15 protein-coding genes are annotated in these 19383 nt (G+C 33.9%); 11 read left to right on the top strand and 4 right to left on the bottom strand.

The features are described from left to right. The first annotated feature begins 106 nt into the window (after positions 1 to 106). From ileS to MST30_RS04350, 3 genes are all read left to right on the top strand, one after another. Positions 107 to 3511 carry an isoleucine--tRNA ligase gene (ileS, locus tag MST30_RS04360; protein WP_243473184.1) on the top strand — a complete coding sequence of 1135 codons (3405 nt, stop codon included), beginning with the start codon at positions 107 to 109 and terminating at the stop codon, positions 3509 to 3511. A 6-nt stretch (positions 3512 to 3517) separates the two neighbouring features. Continuing rightward, complete coding sequence (locus MST30_RS04355) at positions 3518 to 3901, top strand: TraR/DksA family transcriptional regulator (protein WP_076619677.1); 384 nt, start codon at positions 3518 to 3520, stop codon at positions 3899 to 3901. Between the two features lie 69 nt (positions 3902 to 3970). Next, positions 3971 to 4636 carry a lipoprotein signal peptidase gene (locus tag MST30_RS04350; protein ID WP_243473183.1) on the top strand — a complete coding sequence of 222 codons (666 nt, stop codon included), beginning with the start codon at positions 3971 to 3973 and terminating at the stop codon, positions 4634 to 4636. On the opposite strand, the gene MST30_RS04345 is transcribed toward MST30_RS04350, so the two are convergent. Genes MST30_RS04345 through MST30_RS04330 form a run of 4 tightly spaced genes read right to left on the bottom strand, consistent with a single transcriptional unit; the run spans position 4590 to position 7412 of the window. After that, complete coding sequence (locus MST30_RS04345) at positions 4590 to 5153, bottom strand: 5-formyltetrahydrofolate cyclo-ligase (RefSeq protein WP_243473182.1); 564 nt, start codon at positions 5151 to 5153, stop codon at positions 4590 to 4592. The two genes, MST30_RS04350 and MST30_RS04345, sit on opposite strands and share 47 nt — an antisense overlap. Further along, positions 5150 to 6118 carry a succinylglutamate desuccinylase/aspartoacylase family protein gene (locus tag MST30_RS04340; RefSeq protein ID WP_243473181.1) on the bottom strand — a complete coding sequence of 323 codons (969 nt, stop codon included), beginning with the start codon at positions 6116 to 6118 and terminating at the stop codon, positions 5150 to 5152. The genes MST30_RS04345 and MST30_RS04340 overlap by 4 nt, the downstream gene beginning before the upstream one ends. Next, entirely contained in the window at positions 6119 to 6994 is an 876-nt protein-coding gene (gene rimK, locus MST30_RS04335) for a 30S ribosomal protein S6--L-glutamate ligase (protein WP_243473180.1), read from the bottom strand. Continuing rightward, entirely contained in the window at positions 6969 to 7412 is a 444-nt protein-coding gene (locus MST30_RS04330) for an ATP-dependent zinc protease family protein (protein ID WP_243473179.1), read from the bottom strand. Before MST30_RS04330 ends, rimK begins: the two co-directional genes overlap by 26 nt. Before the next feature lie 93 nt (positions 7413 to 7505). Here MST30_RS04330 and uvrC point away from each other — a divergent pair, with 93 nt between their 5' ends. The 8 genes from uvrC (at position 7506) to pgi (ending at position 19230) form a co-directional block, all read left to right on the top strand. Further along, positions 7506 to 9299 carry an excinuclease ABC subunit UvrC gene (gene uvrC / locus MST30_RS04325; RefSeq protein ID WP_243473178.1) on the top strand — a complete coding sequence of 598 codons (1794 nt, stop codon included), beginning with the start codon at positions 7506 to 7508 and terminating at the stop codon, positions 9297 to 9299. Position 9300: 1 nt separating this feature from the next. Then, complete coding sequence (locus tag MST30_RS04320) at positions 9301 to 11559, top strand: patatin-like phospholipase family protein (protein WP_243473177.1); 2259 nt, start codon at positions 9301 to 9303, stop codon at positions 11557 to 11559. Between the two features lie 301 nt (positions 11560 to 11860). Next, positions 11861 to 13018, top strand: coding sequence for a homogentisate 1,2-dioxygenase (locus tag MST30_RS04315; RefSeq protein WP_243473176.1), 1158 nt, complete (start codon positions 11861 to 11863; stop codon positions 13016 to 13018). Positions 13019 to 13109: 91 nt separating this feature from the next. Further along, positions 13110 to 14270: a 4-hydroxyphenylpyruvate dioxygenase gene (gene hppD / locus MST30_RS04310; RefSeq protein WP_243473175.1), complete on the top strand. Its 1161-nt coding sequence runs from the start codon at positions 13110 to 13112 to the stop codon at positions 14268 to 14270. Between the two features lie 256 nt (positions 14271 to 14526). Beyond that, positions 14527 to 15321 (top strand): DUF3108 domain-containing protein, encoded by a 795-nt coding sequence (locus MST30_RS04305; RefSeq protein WP_243473174.1) that lies wholly within the window; start codon positions 14527 to 14529, stop codon positions 15319 to 15321. 3 nt (positions 15322 to 15324) lie between these two features. Then, entirely contained in the window at positions 15325 to 16257 is a 933-nt protein-coding gene (locus tag MST30_RS04300) for a tryptophan 2,3-dioxygenase family protein (RefSeq protein ID WP_243473173.1), read from the top strand. Between the two features lie 10 nt (positions 16258 to 16267). Next, complete coding sequence (locus MST30_RS04295; RefSeq protein ID WP_243473172.1) at positions 16268 to 17584, top strand: M23 family metallopeptidase; 1317 nt, start codon at positions 16268 to 16270, stop codon at positions 17582 to 17584. Further along, complete coding sequence (gene pgi, locus MST30_RS04290) at positions 17584 to 19230, top strand: glucose-6-phosphate isomerase (RefSeq protein WP_243473171.1); 1647 nt, start codon at positions 17584 to 17586, stop codon at positions 19228 to 19230. The genes MST30_RS04295 and pgi overlap by 1 nt, the downstream gene beginning before the upstream one ends. Positions 19231 to 19383 lie beyond the last annotated feature (153 nt).

Below are 19383 nucleotides of genomic sequence, written 5' to 3'. Positions count from 1 at the left end.
CTAAGGCTATTTCATTAGATAATGGGATAGCCTTTTGTTTTCAATAATCTCAACGGATTTTTACTAAAAAATCCTTAATTTCGCACCTCGAAAAGAAATGCGAATAATGAGTACAAAGTTCCCTGAATATAAAGGACTTAACTTGCCAAAAGTTGCTGAAGACATCAACAGCTATTGGGAAGCTAATAATATCTTCGAAAAAAGTGTAACGACCAGAGAAGGCAAAGAGCCTTACGTGTTTTTTGAAGGACCACCATCTGCCAACGGTTTGCCAGGTGTGCACCACGTCTTAGCACGTGCTATAAAAGACATCTTTCCACGTTACAAAACAATGAAAGGTTTCCAAGTGAAGCGTAAAGCAGGTTGGGATACACACGGTTTGCCAGTAGAGTTGGGTGTTGAAAAAGAATTAGGCATTACCAAAGAAGATATTGGAACTAAAATTACGGTTGAAGAGTATAACGAAGCTTGTAAAAAAGCCGTAATGCGTTATACTGACATCTGGAACGATCTTACCAAAAAAATGGGTTATTGGGTAGATATGGACAATCCGTACATTACCTATAAATCCAAATACATGGAGAGCGTTTGGTGGTTGCTAAAGCAAATCTATGACAAGAAGTTGTTGTACAAAGGCTATACCATTCAGCCATATTCTCCAAAAGCAGGTACAGGTTTAAGTTCGCACGAGCTAAATCAACCAGGAACCTACCAAGATGTTACAGACACAACGATTGTTGCGCAGTTTAAAGCCATAGCAGAAACATTACCAGATTTTCTTCAAGATGAAGGTGATATTTTCTTCTTAGCTTGGACGACCACACCTTGGACCTTACCAAGTAACACAGCATTAACGGTCGGACCAAAGATTGATTATGTTTTAGTTGAAACCTACAACCAGTATACATTCAAACCAATGAATGTGGTTTTGGCAAAAAGTCTTGTTGGTAAGCAATTCGATGGAAAGTATAAGCAAGTAGAAACCAAACCAGAACTTATTGAATTCAAGGAAGGAGACAAAAAGATTCCGTTCTATGTCGTTAAAGAATTCAAAGGAAAAGATTTAGTTGGCATTAAGTACGAGCAATTGTTAGATTATGCTTTGCCAAATGATAATCCTGAAAATGCGTTTAGAGTCATTTCTGGAGATTTTGTTACGACTGAAGATGGTACAGGTATTGTACACACAGCGCCAACTTTTGGTGCAGATGATGCCTTGGTGGCAAAACAAGCGACACCAGAAGTGCCTCCAATGTTGGTTAAGGATGAGAACGGTAATTTGGTGCCATTGGTAGACTTACAAGGTCGTTTTAGACCAGAAATGGGAGAATTTGCAGGCAAGTACGTAAAGAACGAATACTATGATGATGGTGAAGCACCAGAAAAATCTGTAGATGTAGAGCTTGCCATTAAATTAAAAATTGAAAACAAAGCCTTTAAGGTTGAAAAATATAAGCACAGCTACCCAAATTGTTGGAGAACAGATAAGCCAATTTTATACTATCCGTTAGATTCTTGGTTTATCAAAGTAACCGACGTAAAAGGTAGAATGCACGAGTTAAATACAACCATAAACTGGAAACCTAAATCAACAGGTGAAGGACGTTTTGGCAATTGGTTGGCTAACGCTAACGATTGGAACTTGTCACGTTCACGTTTTTGGGGAATTCCATTACCAATTTGGAGAACTGAAGACGGTAAAGAACAATTATGCATAGGTTCTGTTGAAGAACTAAAAAGTGAAATAGCAAAAGCCCTTGAAGCTGGTGTAATGTCTGAGGATATATTTGCAGACTTCGAAGTCGGTAACATGTCCGAAGCCAATTACGAAAAAATAGATCTTCATAAAAACGTTGTAGACAAAATCGTTTTAGTATCTCCTTCAGGGAAACCAATGAAGCGTGAAAGTGATTTGATAGACGTTTGGTTCGATTCAGGTTCTATGCCATATGCACAATGGCATTACCCTTTTGAAAATAAGAACCTGATAGATAATAAAGAAGCTTATCCAGCAGACTTTATTGCCGAAGGTGTAGACCAAACACGTGGTTGGTTCTACACATTGCACGCTATCGGAACAATGGTTTTCGATTCTGTGGCATACAAAAATGTAGTATCTAACGGATTGGTTTTAGATAAGAATGGTCAGAAAATGTCTAAGCGTTTAGGTAATGCTGTAGATCCGTTTGAAACTTTGGCCAATCATGGAGCCGATGCAACACGTTGGTATATGATTAGTAATGCCAACCCTTGGGATAACTTAAAGTTTGATATTGAAGGTGTAGAAGAGGTAAAACGTAAGTTCTTCGGAACGCTTTACAATACCTATTCATTCTTCAGTTTATATACCAATTTAGATGGTTTTAAATATGAAGAAGCAGATATTCCACTTGAAGAAAGACCAGAATTAGACCGTTGGATTTTATCTGAATTAAATACCTTAATTCAAAAAGTAGACGAATATTATGCCGATTATGAGCCTACAAAGGCAGCGAGAGCTATTTCAGACTTTACACAAGATTATCTAAGTAACTGGTATGTGCGTTTAAGTAGAAGACGTTTCTGGAAAGGTGATTACCAAGCGGATAAAATTTCAGCATATCAAACGCTGTATACTTGTATGGAAACCATAGCTAAGCTTGGTGCGCCAATTGCGCCATTCTTTATGGATCGTTTATATTTAGATCTTAATGCAGTAACACAAAAAGAAGGTTTTGAAAGTGTTCATTTAGCGGAATTCCCTAAAGCAGATGAGAGTGCTATTGATAAAGTACTTGAACGAAAAATGGAGAATGCGCAGACAATATCTTCATTAGTATTGTCGTTGAGAGCTAAAGAGAAAATTAAAGTTCGTCAGCCACTTCAAAAAATAATGATTCCTGTTGATAATCAACAACAAAAGGAAGAAATAAAAGCGGTTGAAGATTTAATTAAACACGAAGTAAACATAAAGGAAATAGAACTTTTAGAGGATGCTTCAGATATTTTAGTGAAGCAAATAAAACCGAATTTCAAAGCTTTAGGGCCTCGTTTTGGTAAGGATATGAAGTTGATTGCTAGTGCGATAAGTACATTTTCGGCTGATGATATTAAAAAAATCGAGCAAAACGGAAATTTAGACGTTGAAATTAACGGAAAAAACATTAATTTGGGACTTGATGATGTAGAGATTACATCTCAAGATATTGAAGGATGGCTTGTTGCAAATGAAGGTGCTTTAACAGTAGCTTTAGATGTTACAATTACAGAAGAACTGCGTAAAGAAGGTATTGCACGTGAGCTCGTAAACCGTATTCAAAATTTACGTAAAGATTCTGGGTTTGAAGTTACAGATCGCATAGATGTACAACTTCAAAATGATGCACAAGTTGCAGCAGCAATTGCTTCAAACGAAGATTATATTAAGTCGGAGACCTTAACCGAAGAATTACAATTAATGGATAATTTAAATGATGGTATAGAAATTGCTTTCGATGAAGTTAATACTAAGTTATTCATTCAAAAACATTAAAAAACTATGGCAACAGATACGAAAAATAGATATTCAGACAAGGATTTAGAAGAATTTAGAGTTTTAATTCAAGATAAAATTGATAAAGCTGAGCACGATTTAGAATTGATAAAAAGTGCTTATATGAACGACCATAACAATGGTACAGATGATACGTCTCCAACGTTCAAAGCTTTTGAAGAAGGAAGTGAAACAATGAGTAAAGAAGCAAACTCAGCATTGGCAATTCGTCAAGAAAAGTTTATTAGAGACTTAAAGAATGCTATTATTCGTATTGAGAATAAAACGTATGGTGTTTGCCGTGTTACCGGAAAATTAATCAATAAGGAGCGCTTAAAGTTAGTGCCTCATGCAACACTTAGCATCGAAGCTAAGAATATGCAGAAATAAAGAGAAATTCTGTTTCAGAATTTTATGAAGAAAACCTAAGCTTTGGATTGTATTCAAAGCTTTTTTATTATGTCGTTAAAGAAAGCCTCAATTATTATCATTCTTATTTTACTGGTTGATCAAATCAGTAAGATTTATATTAAAACCCATTTTGCGTTAAATGAAGATGTTACTGTGTTTTCATGGTTTAAAATTGCTTTTGTGGAGAATGATGGTATGGCTTGGGGAACCAAACTGAGCGATTTCTTTACTTTTATTTCAGATAAATCTGCAAAACTTATTTTAACGCTTTTTAGAATTGTAGCTGTTACAGGCATTGGATTTTGGTTGGTAGATGTTACGAAAAAGAAGAAGTCTAAAACATTAATATTTGCTATCTCTATAATATTTGCTGGTGCTTTGGGTAATATATTAGATTCAGTTTTTTACGGTGTTTTATTTAGTGATAGCCATATGCAAGTGGCTGAGTTTTTTCCTGAAGGTGGAGGTTATGCAGGTGTGTTTTATGGTAATGTGGTAGACATGCTTCACTTCCCAATTTGGAGTGGTATTTTGCCAGAATGGTTGCCGTTAATAGGTGGTAAGTACTTCTCATTTTTTGATCCTGTTTTTAATGTTGCTGATGTTGCTATAAGCACAGGAATCGGTATTTTAATTGTGTTTAATAAGAAGGCTTTTAAAGAAAGCTCTAAAATTGATAAACCCGATTTGGAGTCACACAATAATCTAAACTAACATCATTATCGTCTGTTTCAAAAACTTCCTCTTCAACTTCAAAAAACGATAACCCAATTTTTATAGTTTCGGGTTTACATTCACTTAAAAACCTGTCATAAAAACCTTTGCCATAACCTACTCGGTTTCCAGTTTTATCAAAAGCTAAAAGCGGTACGAATACAACTTCAATTTGTGAAGAATTAATTTCTATACCATCGATAGGTTCAGGAATATTATAATGATTTTTCTTAATTCTAGTACTGTCGGTAAGTAAGTAATGTGTCAAGGAGAGATTTTCAAAATTACTTTTAGAAATCACTATGTTTTTATCTTTTCCTGCGAGAATATTTAAGATATACTCGGTATTGATTTCCTTTTGTTCTTCAATGCTTAAAAAAATATGATAGAAGGATTTATCCCAAATATCAAGTTGTAATAATTGATTTGCAATAGCAAGACTAAAATCATCAGCTTGGTCTATGCTAAGCGATTTTCGTAAAGCTTTATATTTTTTACGAAGCTCAGATTTTGTCATTGCTGTAGCTTTGTGGAAATATGAAAAATAGCATCTCCTTGGTAGATAATTGGAGATTCATTGACATTAAAAATATAGCCGTTATTTGGTGCTTTTACAAAATGATTAAAACTACCATAAGGATCGGTAATATGCCCTAAAACATCTCCTTTTTTAACTAGGGTATTAACGTCTATAACAGCCTTAAACATACCAGAATGATTGGCTCTAATCCATTTGCTGTCTATGATTTTGATACAGCTTTTCTTGGGTTTTGAAACTTTGAATTTGCTGTTTAGCATCCCTAGATGATTTAGGATACGTTTTATCCCATTGACGCCAGTATTGGTAACAGTATTATCGATGTTAAATGATTTTCCACCTTCAAATAAAAGCATTGGTATGCCGAGTTTGTAACAGGTGTTTCTAAAGGATTTTTTAAGGTTTTTAGAATAATAGATAATAGGAGCTCCAAAGACTTGGGCAAGTTCGTCTAAGACAACTTCGTTTTTAATAATACGTATTTGCGCAGCATTAAAACGGTCAGCTCCACCAGTATGAAAATCTAAAACTAAATCGGCATGCGGCACAATCTCTGTCATTAGCTTATGAGCAACTCTACTTGCTAATGAACCTGTTTTAGCGCCAGGGAAAACTCGGTTTAAATCTCTACCATCTGGAAATTCCCTGTCCATATGTATAAATCCGAATACATTAATTACCGGAATACAAATAATAGTTCCCTTCTTAGGTTTATTAATGCCTTTAGAAATGATTTGACGAACAACTTCAACGCCATTAACTTCATCTCCGTGAATACCTGCAGTAATTAAAACTGTTGGGCCAGGTTTTTTAGAACGTTCAATAATAACAGGAACATCAATGGTGTTTTGGGTGTGTAGTTTGGCTACATTAAAACTTACCTTAGCACTTTCACCTAATGCCACCTTTTTACCTAATATATTTAGAACTTCCTTTTCACTCATCTATTTTCGGTTACGTTCTATGAAAGTGATAATTGCCCTTGCTATATTTTTTTGAGTAGCACCTTCTATGCCTTCCAGTCCTGGTGTAGAATTAACTTCCATAATTAATGGTCCTCTTGCAGATTGTAGCATATCAACACCACAAACGGGAAGTTTTAAGGCGCGCGCAGCTTTTATGGCTAGTTTTAATTCGTCTTCAGAAAGCTTGATTAAATTGGCTTTACCGCCTCTGTGTAAATTTGATCTAAATTCCCCTTCTTTACTTTGGCGTTTCATAGCGCCAACAACTTGTCCGTCTACAATTAATGCTCTTAAATCTGCACCTTTTGCTTCTGCAATAAATTCTTGTACCAATGCTCTGGCTTGTAGCCCGTTAAAAGCTTCTAGTACAGACTCTGCAGCATTTTTAGATTCTGCCAAAACAACTCCAAGGCCTTGAGTACCTTCAAGTAATTTTATAATTACAGGTGGTCCGCCAACATGGTCTAAAACTTCTTCAACATCTCTTGAGTAGTTTGTAAAAACAGTTTTAGGCATACCTATACCTGCCTTAGATAATCGTTGAAAACTACGCAGTTTATCTCTACTTCGTATAATCGCATCAGATGTTACAGTTGTAAAGACATTCATCATTTCAAACTGCCTCACTACAGCACAACCATAAAAAGTTACCGAAGCACCAATGCGAGGAATTACAGCATCTACATAGTCTAGGTACCTGTCTTTATAGAAAATGGTTGGTTTCTCCTTTTCTATAATAATATCGCATTTTAGAGGATCTATAACCTCTACTTCGTGACCTCTATTTTCAGCTTCTTCAATTAAACGTTGTGTAGAATACAACTGAGAGTTACGCGAAAGAATGACAATGTTCATTAGCAGTGTGTTTAAACGATTGGTTTTCTAAGTCAACATCGACTATGAATTTTTGCTTTAAAAATTGACGACCAATTAAGACCGGAAATTTCATATCGTCTCTAGTGCTTAAAGTTAAGTTAATCTTATAGCTTTTTCCAAAGAATATAGCAGTAGTTTTAATTTTATAACGATTTTCTTTATGACCGTTACTACTTTTAACGTCTGTAAAGGAGTAATTTTCAAAAATGACCTCTTTGCCATTAAAGTTGGGATGACCTTTACTTTCAAAAGTGCAAAAAAGTTTACCATCCTCTTCTTTAATTTTAGAACAGTGTATGGCTGAGGTGTATGCACCAGTATCTATTTTTACATCAATATTGCTGAGATGTAATTGAGGGAAGTCTATTTTATCAACACGTCCCAAAACTTTCTTCATAGTGTATTTTATATTTTAAAAAAGTGGCGCAAGATAGTCATAAAGTTAATTCAAAATACATAATTACTTTAATGAATTGTTACCTTTGAAATAATGCCAAAAACTACCTTAGACATACAGATAAAAACACTACCACACCAACCTGGAGTCTATCAATATTTTGATGCAGACAATAAGCTAATTTATGTAGGAAAGGCGAAGGATATTAAGAAAAGAGTAAGTAGTTATTTTACCAAAAATCACGATTATGGAAAGACACGTGTTTTGGTGAAAAATATAGCTTCTATAAAGCACATTGTTGTAGAAACTGAGAATGATGCTTTGCTGCTAGAAAATAACCTCATAAAAAAATACAAACCCAAGTACAATGTAATGCTTAAGGATGATAAATCATATCCTTGGATTTGTGTAAAAAAAGAACGGTTTCCCAGAGTGTTTCCAACTCGGCGTGTTATTAAGGATGGCTCAGAATATTTTGGACCCTATACCAGTATGAAAACCGTAAAAACCTTACTAGGTTTAATTAAAGGTTTGTATCAATTACGGACTTGTAATTACGATTTGTCTGAAGCCAAAATTGAAGATGGAAAATATAAGGTCTGTTTAGAATATCATCTTGGAAATTGTAAAGGTGCTTGTGAAGGCTATGAAACAGAAGAAGAATATCATGCTAATATTGTTGCTATACGCGAGATATTGAAAGGGAATTTTAAGGACTCATTACAGCAGTTTAGAGCGCAGATGAAAATGTATGCTGAAGCTATGCAGTTTGAAGACGCTCAAAAAATTAAAGAAAAACTCGAAATATTAGAAAATTATCAAGCCAAGTCTACAATTGTAAATCCAAAAATTAGCAATGTGGATGTGTTCTCAATAGTTAGTGACGAAACATATGCTTACATCAATTTTTTGCAATTAAGTTATGGTTCCATTATAAGGTCGCACACCTTAGAACTAAAGAAAAAACTACAGGAAACAGATAAAGAACTTCTAGAAATTGCCATTACAGAAATACGGCAGCGTTTCAATTCAAATTCTAAAGAAATTTTTGTGCCATTTAAGGTAGATTTAGGTGAAGATATTAAAGTTTCAGTGCCAAAACTTGGTGATAAAAAAAGCATTTTAGATCTGTCTGAGCGTAATGCCAAGTATTATAGAATTGATAAGCTGAAGCAAATAAAAATTGTAGATCCAGATAGGCATGCCAACAGAATAATGGCGCAAATGAAAGCTGATTTGCGTTTGTCTGAAGAGCCAAGACATATCGAATGTTTTGATAATTCTAACATACAAGGTACAAATCCAGTAGCAGCTTGTGTGGTTTTTAAAAATGGAAAGCCAAGTAAAAAAGATTATAGGCATTTTAATATAAAAACGGTTGAAGGTCCAGATGATTTTGCATCTATGGAAGAAGTGGTTTACAGGAGATACAAACGTTTGCTAGATGAAGATGAACCGCTACCACAACTTATTATTATAGATGGAGGTAAAGGGCAACTATCATCTGCTTTAAAGAGTCTTGATATCTTAGGTTTAAGAGGAAAAATAGCTATTATCGGAATTGCGAAACGTTTAGAAGAATTATTTTATCCAGATGATCCAATTCCCTTATATTTAGATAAAAAAAGCGAAACACTAAAAATCATTCAGCAATTAAGAAACGAAGCGCATCGTTTTGGTATAGAACATCATAGAAATAGACGAAGCAAAGGCGCTTTAAAAACCGAATTAGAAAACATTCCTGGTGTTGGTGAACAAACCATTATAGACCTGATGAAACAGTTCAAAACCGTAAAACGAATTGCCAATGCAAAGCTAGATGAGTTAGAAGCTGTGGTTGGAGTGTCTCGCGCAAGTAAAGTTTATAATTATTATCATAAAGAATAAGTTGAAAAATTCCCTAACATATTTTTTTAAAGCTAGCATCTTTACATTTCTGCTATTTCAAATATTCTTTTGGAACAACAGCGTAAATGCCCAAGAAACCGAAGCGCCAAAAATAGGTTTGGTTCTAAGTGGAGGTGGAGCAAAAGGATTTGCGCACATAGGTGTTTTAAAGGTAATAGATAGTTTAGGAATTAAGATAGACTATGTTGCTGGTACAAGTATGGGAGCCATAATTGGGTCGTTGTATGCTTCGGGTTATTCAGGGCAGCAGTTAGAGGATTTATTCAATACAGTAGATTTTGATGAGCTTATCAATGATGAGTTTCCGAGGGAGGCTAAGTCTTTTTATGAGCGAGAAAGCGAAGAAAAGTATGCTATAAACTTACCGTTCGATAATTTTAAAATTAAACTACCTTCAGGTTTGTCAAGAGGTCAAAATGTATACAATTTGTTGTATCAACTCATGCTTCCAGTAAATGAGGTTAGGGATTTTGAAAAGTTGCCAATTCCGTTTTTCTGTATGGCAACCAATATTGAAACTGGTGAGTCTTTAATTTTGGATAAAGGTAGGTTGGCTGAAGCTGTAACGGCTAGTGGTGCACTACCTTCTATTTTTCAACCAGTAACTATAGGCGATAAAATTTTAATAGATGGAGGAGTGACCAACAATTTTCCTATTGAAGAATTAAAGGCTAAAGGAATGGACATTATTATTGGTGTAGATGTTCAGGATGATTTAAGAGATAGAGAGGCTTTAAAGACTGCGCCAGAAATATTATTGCAGATTAATAACTTTAGAACTATTAATGCCATGAAGGATAAAGCTTCAATGGCAGATATATATATTAAACCAGATATTGCTAACTTTTCAGTGCTTTCCTTTGATGAAGGAGAGGATATTATTGCTAATGGAGAAGCAGCCGCACAGGATAATATTGACGCACTAAACAAAATAAGAATTTCTCAAAGCGATACAGTTAATCGTCCTTATTTAAAAATCATAGATAGTATAAAAATTGAGTCAATAGATATTGACGGTAATGAGCGTTATACAAGAGCATATCTTCTAGGGAAATTAAAACTAAGAGGAAATGAAACCGTAAGCTATGAAGATTTTAAAGAGCGAATAAATAATATTATCGCAACTAATAATTTTGAAACCTTTAGATATCAATTGGAGCCAGCCGACAGTGTTAATAAATATAGGTTAAAAGGGAGAATTAAAGAGTCAGAAGCTACCACATTTTTAAAACTCGGGATACATTACGATGACTTATATAAGAGTGCTATTTTAGCAAATCTTACAAAGAAAAGATTGTTGTTAGACAATGATATAGCATCTCTAGATATTATTCTAGGTGATAATTCTAGATTCAATTTTGATTATTTTATAGACAAAGGTTTCTATGTAAGCCTAGGTATAAAGTCTCGTTTTAATCAATTTGATAAAAAGATAAATCCTCAATTGGCTTTAGAGGAAAGTTCACCGCTTTTAGATAATTTAAATAAAATAGATGTTTCACTTCAGGATTTTACAAATCAAATATACATACAAACGCTTTTTAGAAAAGACTTCTCGTTGCGCATAGGTGCAGAGCATAAACGATTAAAAATAACTTCGGAAACACTATTGTCAGAAAACCAAGAAGATGATTTTATTTTTGAAAACACAGATTATTTCAGTGTGTTCGGAAAGTTAAAATATGACAGTTACAGTCATCCAATTTTCCCTAAAAGTGGTGCGTATTTTAGCGGTGATTTTCACTGGTATCTAAATGCATCAGATTTTATTTCAGGTTTTGAGCCCTTTTCTATAGCTAAAGCAGATCTTGGTTATGCTTTTAGTTTTAGTAAAAAAGTGGCGCTTAAGACCGAAACAAGTGGTGGTTTTAGAATTGGAGAAGCTTCAACAACAACATTAGATTTTGCGTTAGGTGGCTATGCCAATAATTTTATAAATAATTTTTATAATTTTTATGGCTATGATTTTGTAGATATTACTGGAGATAGTTTTGTAAAAGCCTGTTTTACTTTAGATTACGAATGGTTAAAAAATCATCATATTACACTTGCTGCAAATTACGCCAATGTAGAAAACGGATTGTTTGAAACTGGCAACTGGCTTACGTCTCCAGATTATACAGGTTATGCCTTAGGGTATTCTTTAGAGACTTTTATAGGGCCATTAGAAGCTAAATATACCTATTCGCCAGACACAGGTGAAGATTACTGGTTTTTTAATCTAGGGTTTTGGTTTTAAATTAAATTTTATAAACTTTGTAACATTATGATCCGAGCTTTTTTTATTATTTCATTTTTCATGAAATATATATAAGCAAACAGCATTTGTCCTCTATAGGACAATAAAATAAAATACATGAAACCATTCTGGGAAAACTTAAAACTTCATTTACACTTCCTTATCAAAAGGAATCCAGAATAAATACGCACTTTTTGTTTTTTCTGTTAAACTAGAAATCTCTTAATTTTTGTACCTTTAAGACGTTGTTCGTTTACGTTAATTAAACGAATAAACAAATCAACAATTAAATAAAAACAAAATGCCTTTTTACCATAAATTAGGAAAAATTCCACCAAAGCGCCATACACAGTTTAAAAAACCAAATGGCGATTTTTACTACGAACAGTTATTCGGTACTATAGGTTTTGATGGTATGTCAACCAATAGTTACCATGAGCAAAGACCAACTCAAGTAAAAGAAATAAGAAACCAATATAGTGTAGCTCCAAAAGTTGCTAAAGCAAATAACATGCAATCGTATCGTTTTCATGGGTTTAAAGTAAAACCAGAAAACGATTATTTAGATAGTAGAAAAGTAGTTTTAACTAATAGCGATTGTAACATTATACTAGCTGCGCCAAAAGAATCTACAAGAGATTATTTTTATAAAAACACAGATGCAGACGAGCTTATCTTTGTTCACAAAGGCACAGGTAAGTTGCGTACTATGTTGGGTAATCTAGACTTTAAATACGGAGATTACTTATTAGTACCAAGAGGCATCATTTATAAAATGGATTTTGATACCGAAGATAATCGTTTATTCATTGTAGAATCTTACAGACCAATTTACACTCCAAAACGTTACCGAAATTGGTTTGGTCAGTTATTAGAACACTCACCATTTTGTGAGCGCGATTTGCGCCAGCCACAAGAATTAGAAACTTACAATGAGTCTGGTGACTTTTTAATAAAAATAAAAAAGCAAGACGAAATTATAGAAATGGTATATGCGTCGCATCCATTTGATGTGGTTGGTTACGATGGGTACAATTATCCGTATGCATTTTCAATTCACGATTTTGAGCCTATAACAGGTCGAGTACATCAACCACCACCAGTGCACCAAACGTTTGAAACTGATGCTTTTGTGGTGTGTAGCTTTGTGCCACGTTTGTACGATTATCATCCATTGGCTGTGCCAGCTCCATATAACCATAGTAATATAGATAGTGATGAAGTACTGTATTACGTTGATGGCGATTTTATGAGTAGAAACGACATTGCAGCAGGCCATATTTCATTGCATCCTGCTGGTATACCTCATGGTCCACATCCAGGTGCTATGGAACGAAGTATCGGTAAAGTAAAAACAGATGAATTAGCGGTAATGGTAGATACTTTTAAACCATTAAAAGTTACAGAAGACGCATTAAAAATAGCAGACGAAGATTATTATAAATCTTGGCTGGAGTAAAATGTTATTCCTGGTAAGGCAGGAACAACATTATAGAAAAAAAATAACAAAATAGATTCCTGTTGTCACAGGAATAATAAATAAAGAAAAGATGTCAAAAGAAATAAAATCCGTTGAATACGGTCTAGAAAAAATTTTTGAAGGAGCTCAAGATTTTCTTCCGCTTTTAGGAACAGATTATGTGGAATTTTATGTAGGTAATGCCAAACAAGCAGCACATTTTTATAAAACAGCATTTGGTTTTCAATCTTTTGCTTATAAAGGATTAGAAACTGGAAGTAAAGACACTGTATCTTATGTCTTAAAACAAGATAAAATAAGATTAGTATTAACAACTCCCTTGAATTCAAAGCATCCTATTAACGATCATATCGTGAAGCATGGAGATGGAGTTAAAGTTGTAGCACTTTGGGTAGAAGACGCACGTAAGTCTTACGAAGAAACCACTAAGCGAGGTGCGAAGTCTTACATGGAACCTACGGTGGAAACCGATGAGTTTGGAGAGGTTGTAAGAGCCGGAATTTACACTTATGGTGAAACAGTGCACATGTTTGTAGAGCGCAAAAACTACAACGGAGTTTTTATGCCTAAGTTCGAAAAATGGGAATCAGATTATAACCCAGAGCCAGTAGGTCTTAAATATGTTGACCATATGGTAGGTAATGTTGGTTGGGGAGAAATGAATACTTGGGTAAAATGGTATGAAGATGTTATGGGCTTCGTCAATTTCTTATCGTTTGATGATAAGCAAATTCATACTGAATACTCAGCATTAATGAGTAAAGTGATGAGTAATGGCAACGGAAGAATAAAATTCCCAATTAACGAGCCGGCTGAAGGTAAAAAGCGTTCGCAAATTGAAGAATATTTAGATTTTTATGAAGGACCAGGAGTACAGCATATAGCTGTGGCAACAGATGATATTATAAAAACAGTATCAGAAATGCGTAAGCGAGGAGTAGAGTTTTTATCTATTCCGCCAGAAGAATATTACAGAGCTGTACCAGGACGATTAGAAGAGTTTAGTCACGAATTACGAGAGGATATTGAAACCTTAAAATCACTTGGTATCATGATAGATGCTGATGAGGAAGGTTATTTGCTTCAAATTTTTACTAAGCCAGTTGAAGATAGACCAACGCTATTCTTCGAAATCATCCAACGAATGGGAGCAAGAGGTTTTGGTGCAGGTAACTTTAAAGCTTTGTTTGAGTCTATAGAAAGAGAACAAGCAAAAAGAGGGACATTGTAAAAAAAAGCGCGTTTAGATTCCTATTTCTAAACGCGCTAATAAAAAATCATCACTTCAATATGTTTGTACATCGATTTGCTCTGCTCTAATGTTGGTAAACATTGATAATGTGAGCACTAAATCGAATAAACAATAAATTAACCTAAGGTTTTTGCTTGTATTTCAGGGTTTTAATAGATTTGGAATAGTAATTGTAATTAAGATAAATGTAACATGTTAATTGAGTTACATTATTTAAATTTACAAATCGGAAATTATGAAATACATACTTACAATATTAGTTTTTTTAGTTAGTCTTAAAGCTCCAAGCCCAGAACAAGATCCTGCATTTCAGTCTGGTGAATGGTTCAAGTTTAAAATGAGCTATAGTGGTTGGTTCAAAGCTGGTGAAGCTACTTTAAAAGTTGATGAAAAGAAGCTTAATGGTAAAACCGTTTATCATGTTGTTGGAAAAGGTAAAACAACAGGAGCTGTAAATTTGTTTTTTAAAGTTAGAGACCGCTACGAGAGCTATTTTGATAAAGAAACTGGTGCGCCATATAAGTTTATAAGAAAGATTGATGAAGGTGGGCATACTAAAGATATTGAGATAGAGTTTAATCATGAGGAGCAAAAAGCTGTTGTTAATAACAAAAAGCACAAAAAAGTTAAAACCATAGCCACAGAAGAAGATGTACAGGATATGGTTTCTATGTATTACTATTTAAGAAATAGCATAAATATAGACGAATTGAAAATTGGTGATGAAATAAAAACCAATATGTTTTTTGATGAAGAGAACTATGGTTTTAAACTTAAATATTTAGGTAAAGAAACCATAAAAGTAGATGTTAACGACTCTAAAGTAAAAGTAAAGTCTTTAAAATTTAGACCATATGTTATGGCAGGACGTGTTTTTAAAGAAGAAGAAAGTTTAACTTTGTGGGTAAGCGCAGATAAAAATAAAATTCCACTAAAAATAAAGGCAGATTTAGCAGTTGGTTCGCTACGTGCCGATTTAGTGCAATTTAAAGGATTAAAGCATTACTTTCCGATAGTATTTGATAATTAATTTATGTCAGACCAACCAAATTTCGATGAGATTTTAGAACAACTTCAAGAGAAGTATGTTAAAATAGACCAAGATACAGATGACCATTTATACGGCTTGCTATACAGCAAGCCGATTACATATTGGGATTATATACAAACTGATGCGTTGTTAAATCTTCAAATTCAACGTACTACGTTGCCAGATGAGATGGTGTTTATAGCCTATCATCAAATTAATGAGCTTATATTTAAAATGATACTTTGGGAAATTTCTCAAGTAGCAGAAAAAGAAGATCTCAATGTAGTTTTCTTCGAAAATAAAATAATGCGAATTAGCCGTTATTTCGATATGCTAACTACCTCTTTCAATATTATGAGAGAAGGTATGGAGGTAGAACAGTATATGAAGTTTAGATATACATTAACTCCAGCAAGTGGTTTCCAAAGTGCACAATACAGGCTTATTGAGTTTGCTTCTACCGAATTAATTAATTTAATTGATTATAGATTCAGAGCAAATATTGATAGAAATACTCCATACACTCATGCCTTTGAGCATTTGTATTGGCAAGCCGCAGGAAAAGACCATAGCACAGGTAAAAAATCTACACTTTTAGTTAATTTTGAAAAACGTTATAAAGATGAATTTTTAAGATTCATGGAAAAATATAACACCAAAAATCTTTGGACACGTTTTAAAGAATTGCCAATAGAAGATCAAAAAGACGAAGACTTAGTAAAAGCAATGCGTCATTACGATTATACGGTAAATGTAACTTGGGTGATGGCACATTATAATGCTGCAAGACATTACATTGAGAGTGGTTTAGGAGATGGAGAGGCAACCGGAGGAAGTGACTGGAAAAAGTATATGCATCCAAGATATCAAAGGCGTATTTTCTTTCCGAATTTGTGGTCAGAAGAAGAATTAGAAAATTGGGGAAATAATATATAATTAGTGATTAATGCATTTAAGGGGATTGATAGTATTTGCCGTTTTTGCGGTATGTTTTGTTGCATGTAAAGAAGATCATTCAGCAGAAGATTATAAAAAAGAAGTAGCTGAAAAGAAACAAGAAGAAAAAATTTTAGAGTTCGGATTTGATTTAAAAAAGTTTGAATTCAAAAGAGATACCGTAAGAAAGGGAGATACCTTTGGTATTATCTTAGAGCGAAATAATATTGGGTACCCAGAGATTTTTCAGATAGCTGAAAAAGCAAAGGATACCTTTGATATTGCTACAAAACTTCAGGTTGGCAAACCATACACATTGTTATTTGATAAAGAAAAGGTTAATGACAGTGTTAAGAAGCCTACAACGTTTATTTATCAGCAAAACCTAGAAGATTATGTGGTCATAGATTTTAAAGATTCTATTCAAGCCTATACACGTACAAAGCCTATTAAATATGTAGAAAAGACTGCTACAGGAGTTATAGAGAACAATATTTCAGAAACATTAGAAAATAAAGGTTTAAGTCAGGTTTTGGCATATAAAATGGCAGATGAAATCTATGCTTGGACTATAGATTTTAGACGTCTTCAGCCAGGAGATAGGTTTAAAGTAATTTATACAGATAAATATATAAACGATACCATTTATGCAGGTGTCCACAATGTTAAAGCTGCATATTTTGAGCATAATGGAGATTCTTTATATGCCTTTCAGTTTCAAACAGACTCAATAAAAGGTATCAAAGACTACTTTAACGAAGAGGCTAAAAATTTAAGACGAGCTTTTTTAAAAATGCCTGTAAAGTTCGGTAGGTTATCGTCTCGTTACAATCTAAAGAGACGAATTGCATATTACGGCAATAAAGTTAGACCTCATAAAGGAACAGATTTTGCAGCACCTATTGGTACTCCAATTATGGCAACAGCCAATGGAACAGTAATAGAGTCCACAAGACGAGGCGGTAATGGTAAATATGTGAAAATTAGGCATAATGCTACTTACTCCACGCAATACCTGCATATGAAAGCCCAAAACGTAAAAAAAGGACAATATGTAAAACAAGGAGATGTGATTGGTTGGGTAGGAATGACAGGAAATACAGGTGGTCCGCACGTATGCTACCGTTTCTGGAAAAATGGAAAGCAAGTCGACCCTTTTAGACAAAAATTGCCAGAAGCAGAACCAATTTCAGATACTTTAAAGACTAAGTATTTAGAATATATAAAACCTATTAGGCAAAGACTTGATAACATTTTCTTTTTAGAAACAGAGGCTGAAGATGCCGAAAATACAATAACAGAGGATAACACAACAGATATACAATAATGGCACTTAAATCTACAAACCCAACTACAACAAACTCTTGGAAAAAATTACAGACCCATTTTGAAACGATTAAGTCGGCGCAGCTAAAGGAGCTTTTTAAGTCCAATCCAAAAAGAGCAGAAGAGTTAACTGTAAAGTGGGATGATTTTTATGTAGATTTTTCAAAAAATAGAATTACCCAAGAAACCCTAGATACTCTAATTGAATTAGCCAATGAAGTAGACCTAAAGGACGCTATTGCAAAATATTTTGAAGGAGATATTATAAATGCTACAGAAGGTAGAGCGGTATTGCACACCGCACTGAGAGCTCAAGAGAATTCTAAAGTGTATGTAGATGGTGTAAATGTAATCCCAGAAGTTTTTGAAGTAAAACAAAAAATAAAAGACTTTACACAAGCTGTTGTAAGCGGAAAACATAAAGGGCATTCAGGAAAAACAATAACAGATATTGTAAATATTGGCATTGGAGGTTCAGATCTTGGACCTGCAATGGTTGTAGATTCACTTCAATATTACAAGAATCACTTAGATACTCACTTTGTAAGTAACGTAGACGGAGATCATTATAAAGAAATTATAAAGAACTTAAACCCGGAGACCACTCTTTTTGTTATTGTTTCTAAAACATTTACAACACAAGAAACCTTATCGAATGCCAACTCAATCAGAGCATGGTTTTTAGAATCGCAACCAGAAGAGGCTGTTGCGAGCCATTTTGTTGCGGTATCCACAAATATTGAAAGTGTAAAAGCTTTTGGGATAGATGAAGATAATATTTTCCCAATGAAAGATTGGGTTGGTGGACGTTTTTCACTTTGGAGTGCGGTAGGTTTATCTATTAGTTTATCAATAGGCTATGACAATTTTGAAAATTTATTGCTTGGTGCTCATAAAATGGATGAGCATTTTAGAACAACAGATTTTAATAATAACATTCCTGTAATATCTGCTTTGCTAACAGTATGGTACAATAACTTTTTTAATGCCGAAAGCGAAGCTATTATTCCTTACACACAATACCTCAATCAGTTTGCAACCTATCTGCAACAAGGCATTATGGAAAGTAACGGAAAGTATGTGGATAGAGCAGGAGATGTTGTAAATTATCAAACTGGTACTATAATTTGGGGAGAACCAGGAACAAATTCTCAACATGCTTTTTTTCAGTTAATACATCAGGGAACCAAATTAATACCTGCAGATTTTATTGGTTTTATAAAATCGTTATATGGAAATAAAGACCATCATGATAAGTTGATGTCTAATTACTTCGCCCAGACCGAAGCTTTAATGAACGGAAAAACAGAGGAAGAAGTATTAGCTGAGTTTGAGGGATCAAAACTGTCTGAAGAAGAAAAACAAAAACTACTTCCGTTTAAAATTTTTGAAGGAAATAAACCAACAACTTCAATATTAATTCAAAAATTAACACCAGAAAGTTTAGGTAAACTTATAGCAATGTACGAGCATAAAATCTTTGTACAGGGCATTATTTGGAATATTTATAGCTACGACCAGTTTGGAGTAGAGCTTGGTAAGCAATTGGCAAAAACTATCCTAAAAGAGCTTGTTGATGACGTGGATTCTGCACATCACGATGCTTCAACTCTTAATTTAGTTAACTTTTACAAGAAAAATCGTTAAAATTTGTTAAAAAGTTTTGATAAATTTTAATTGTGCACGCATAGTATTGACGAATCAATAATTAACTTCACGTCGACTAATTGTTAACGTTTAGTTAATGTTACAGTTAGAGTAATGCGTAATTTTGCGCTGATAAAAAAAACCAATTAACTT

It is taken from the genome of Winogradskyella sp. MH6 (assembly GCF_022810765.1).
Taxonomy (GTDB): Bacteria; Bacteroidota; Bacteroidia; order Flavobacteriales; family Flavobacteriaceae; genus Winogradskyella.
The sequence above is the reverse complement of the archived record's forward strand: the minus strand, read 5'-3'. Positions and strand labels throughout refer to the sequence as shown.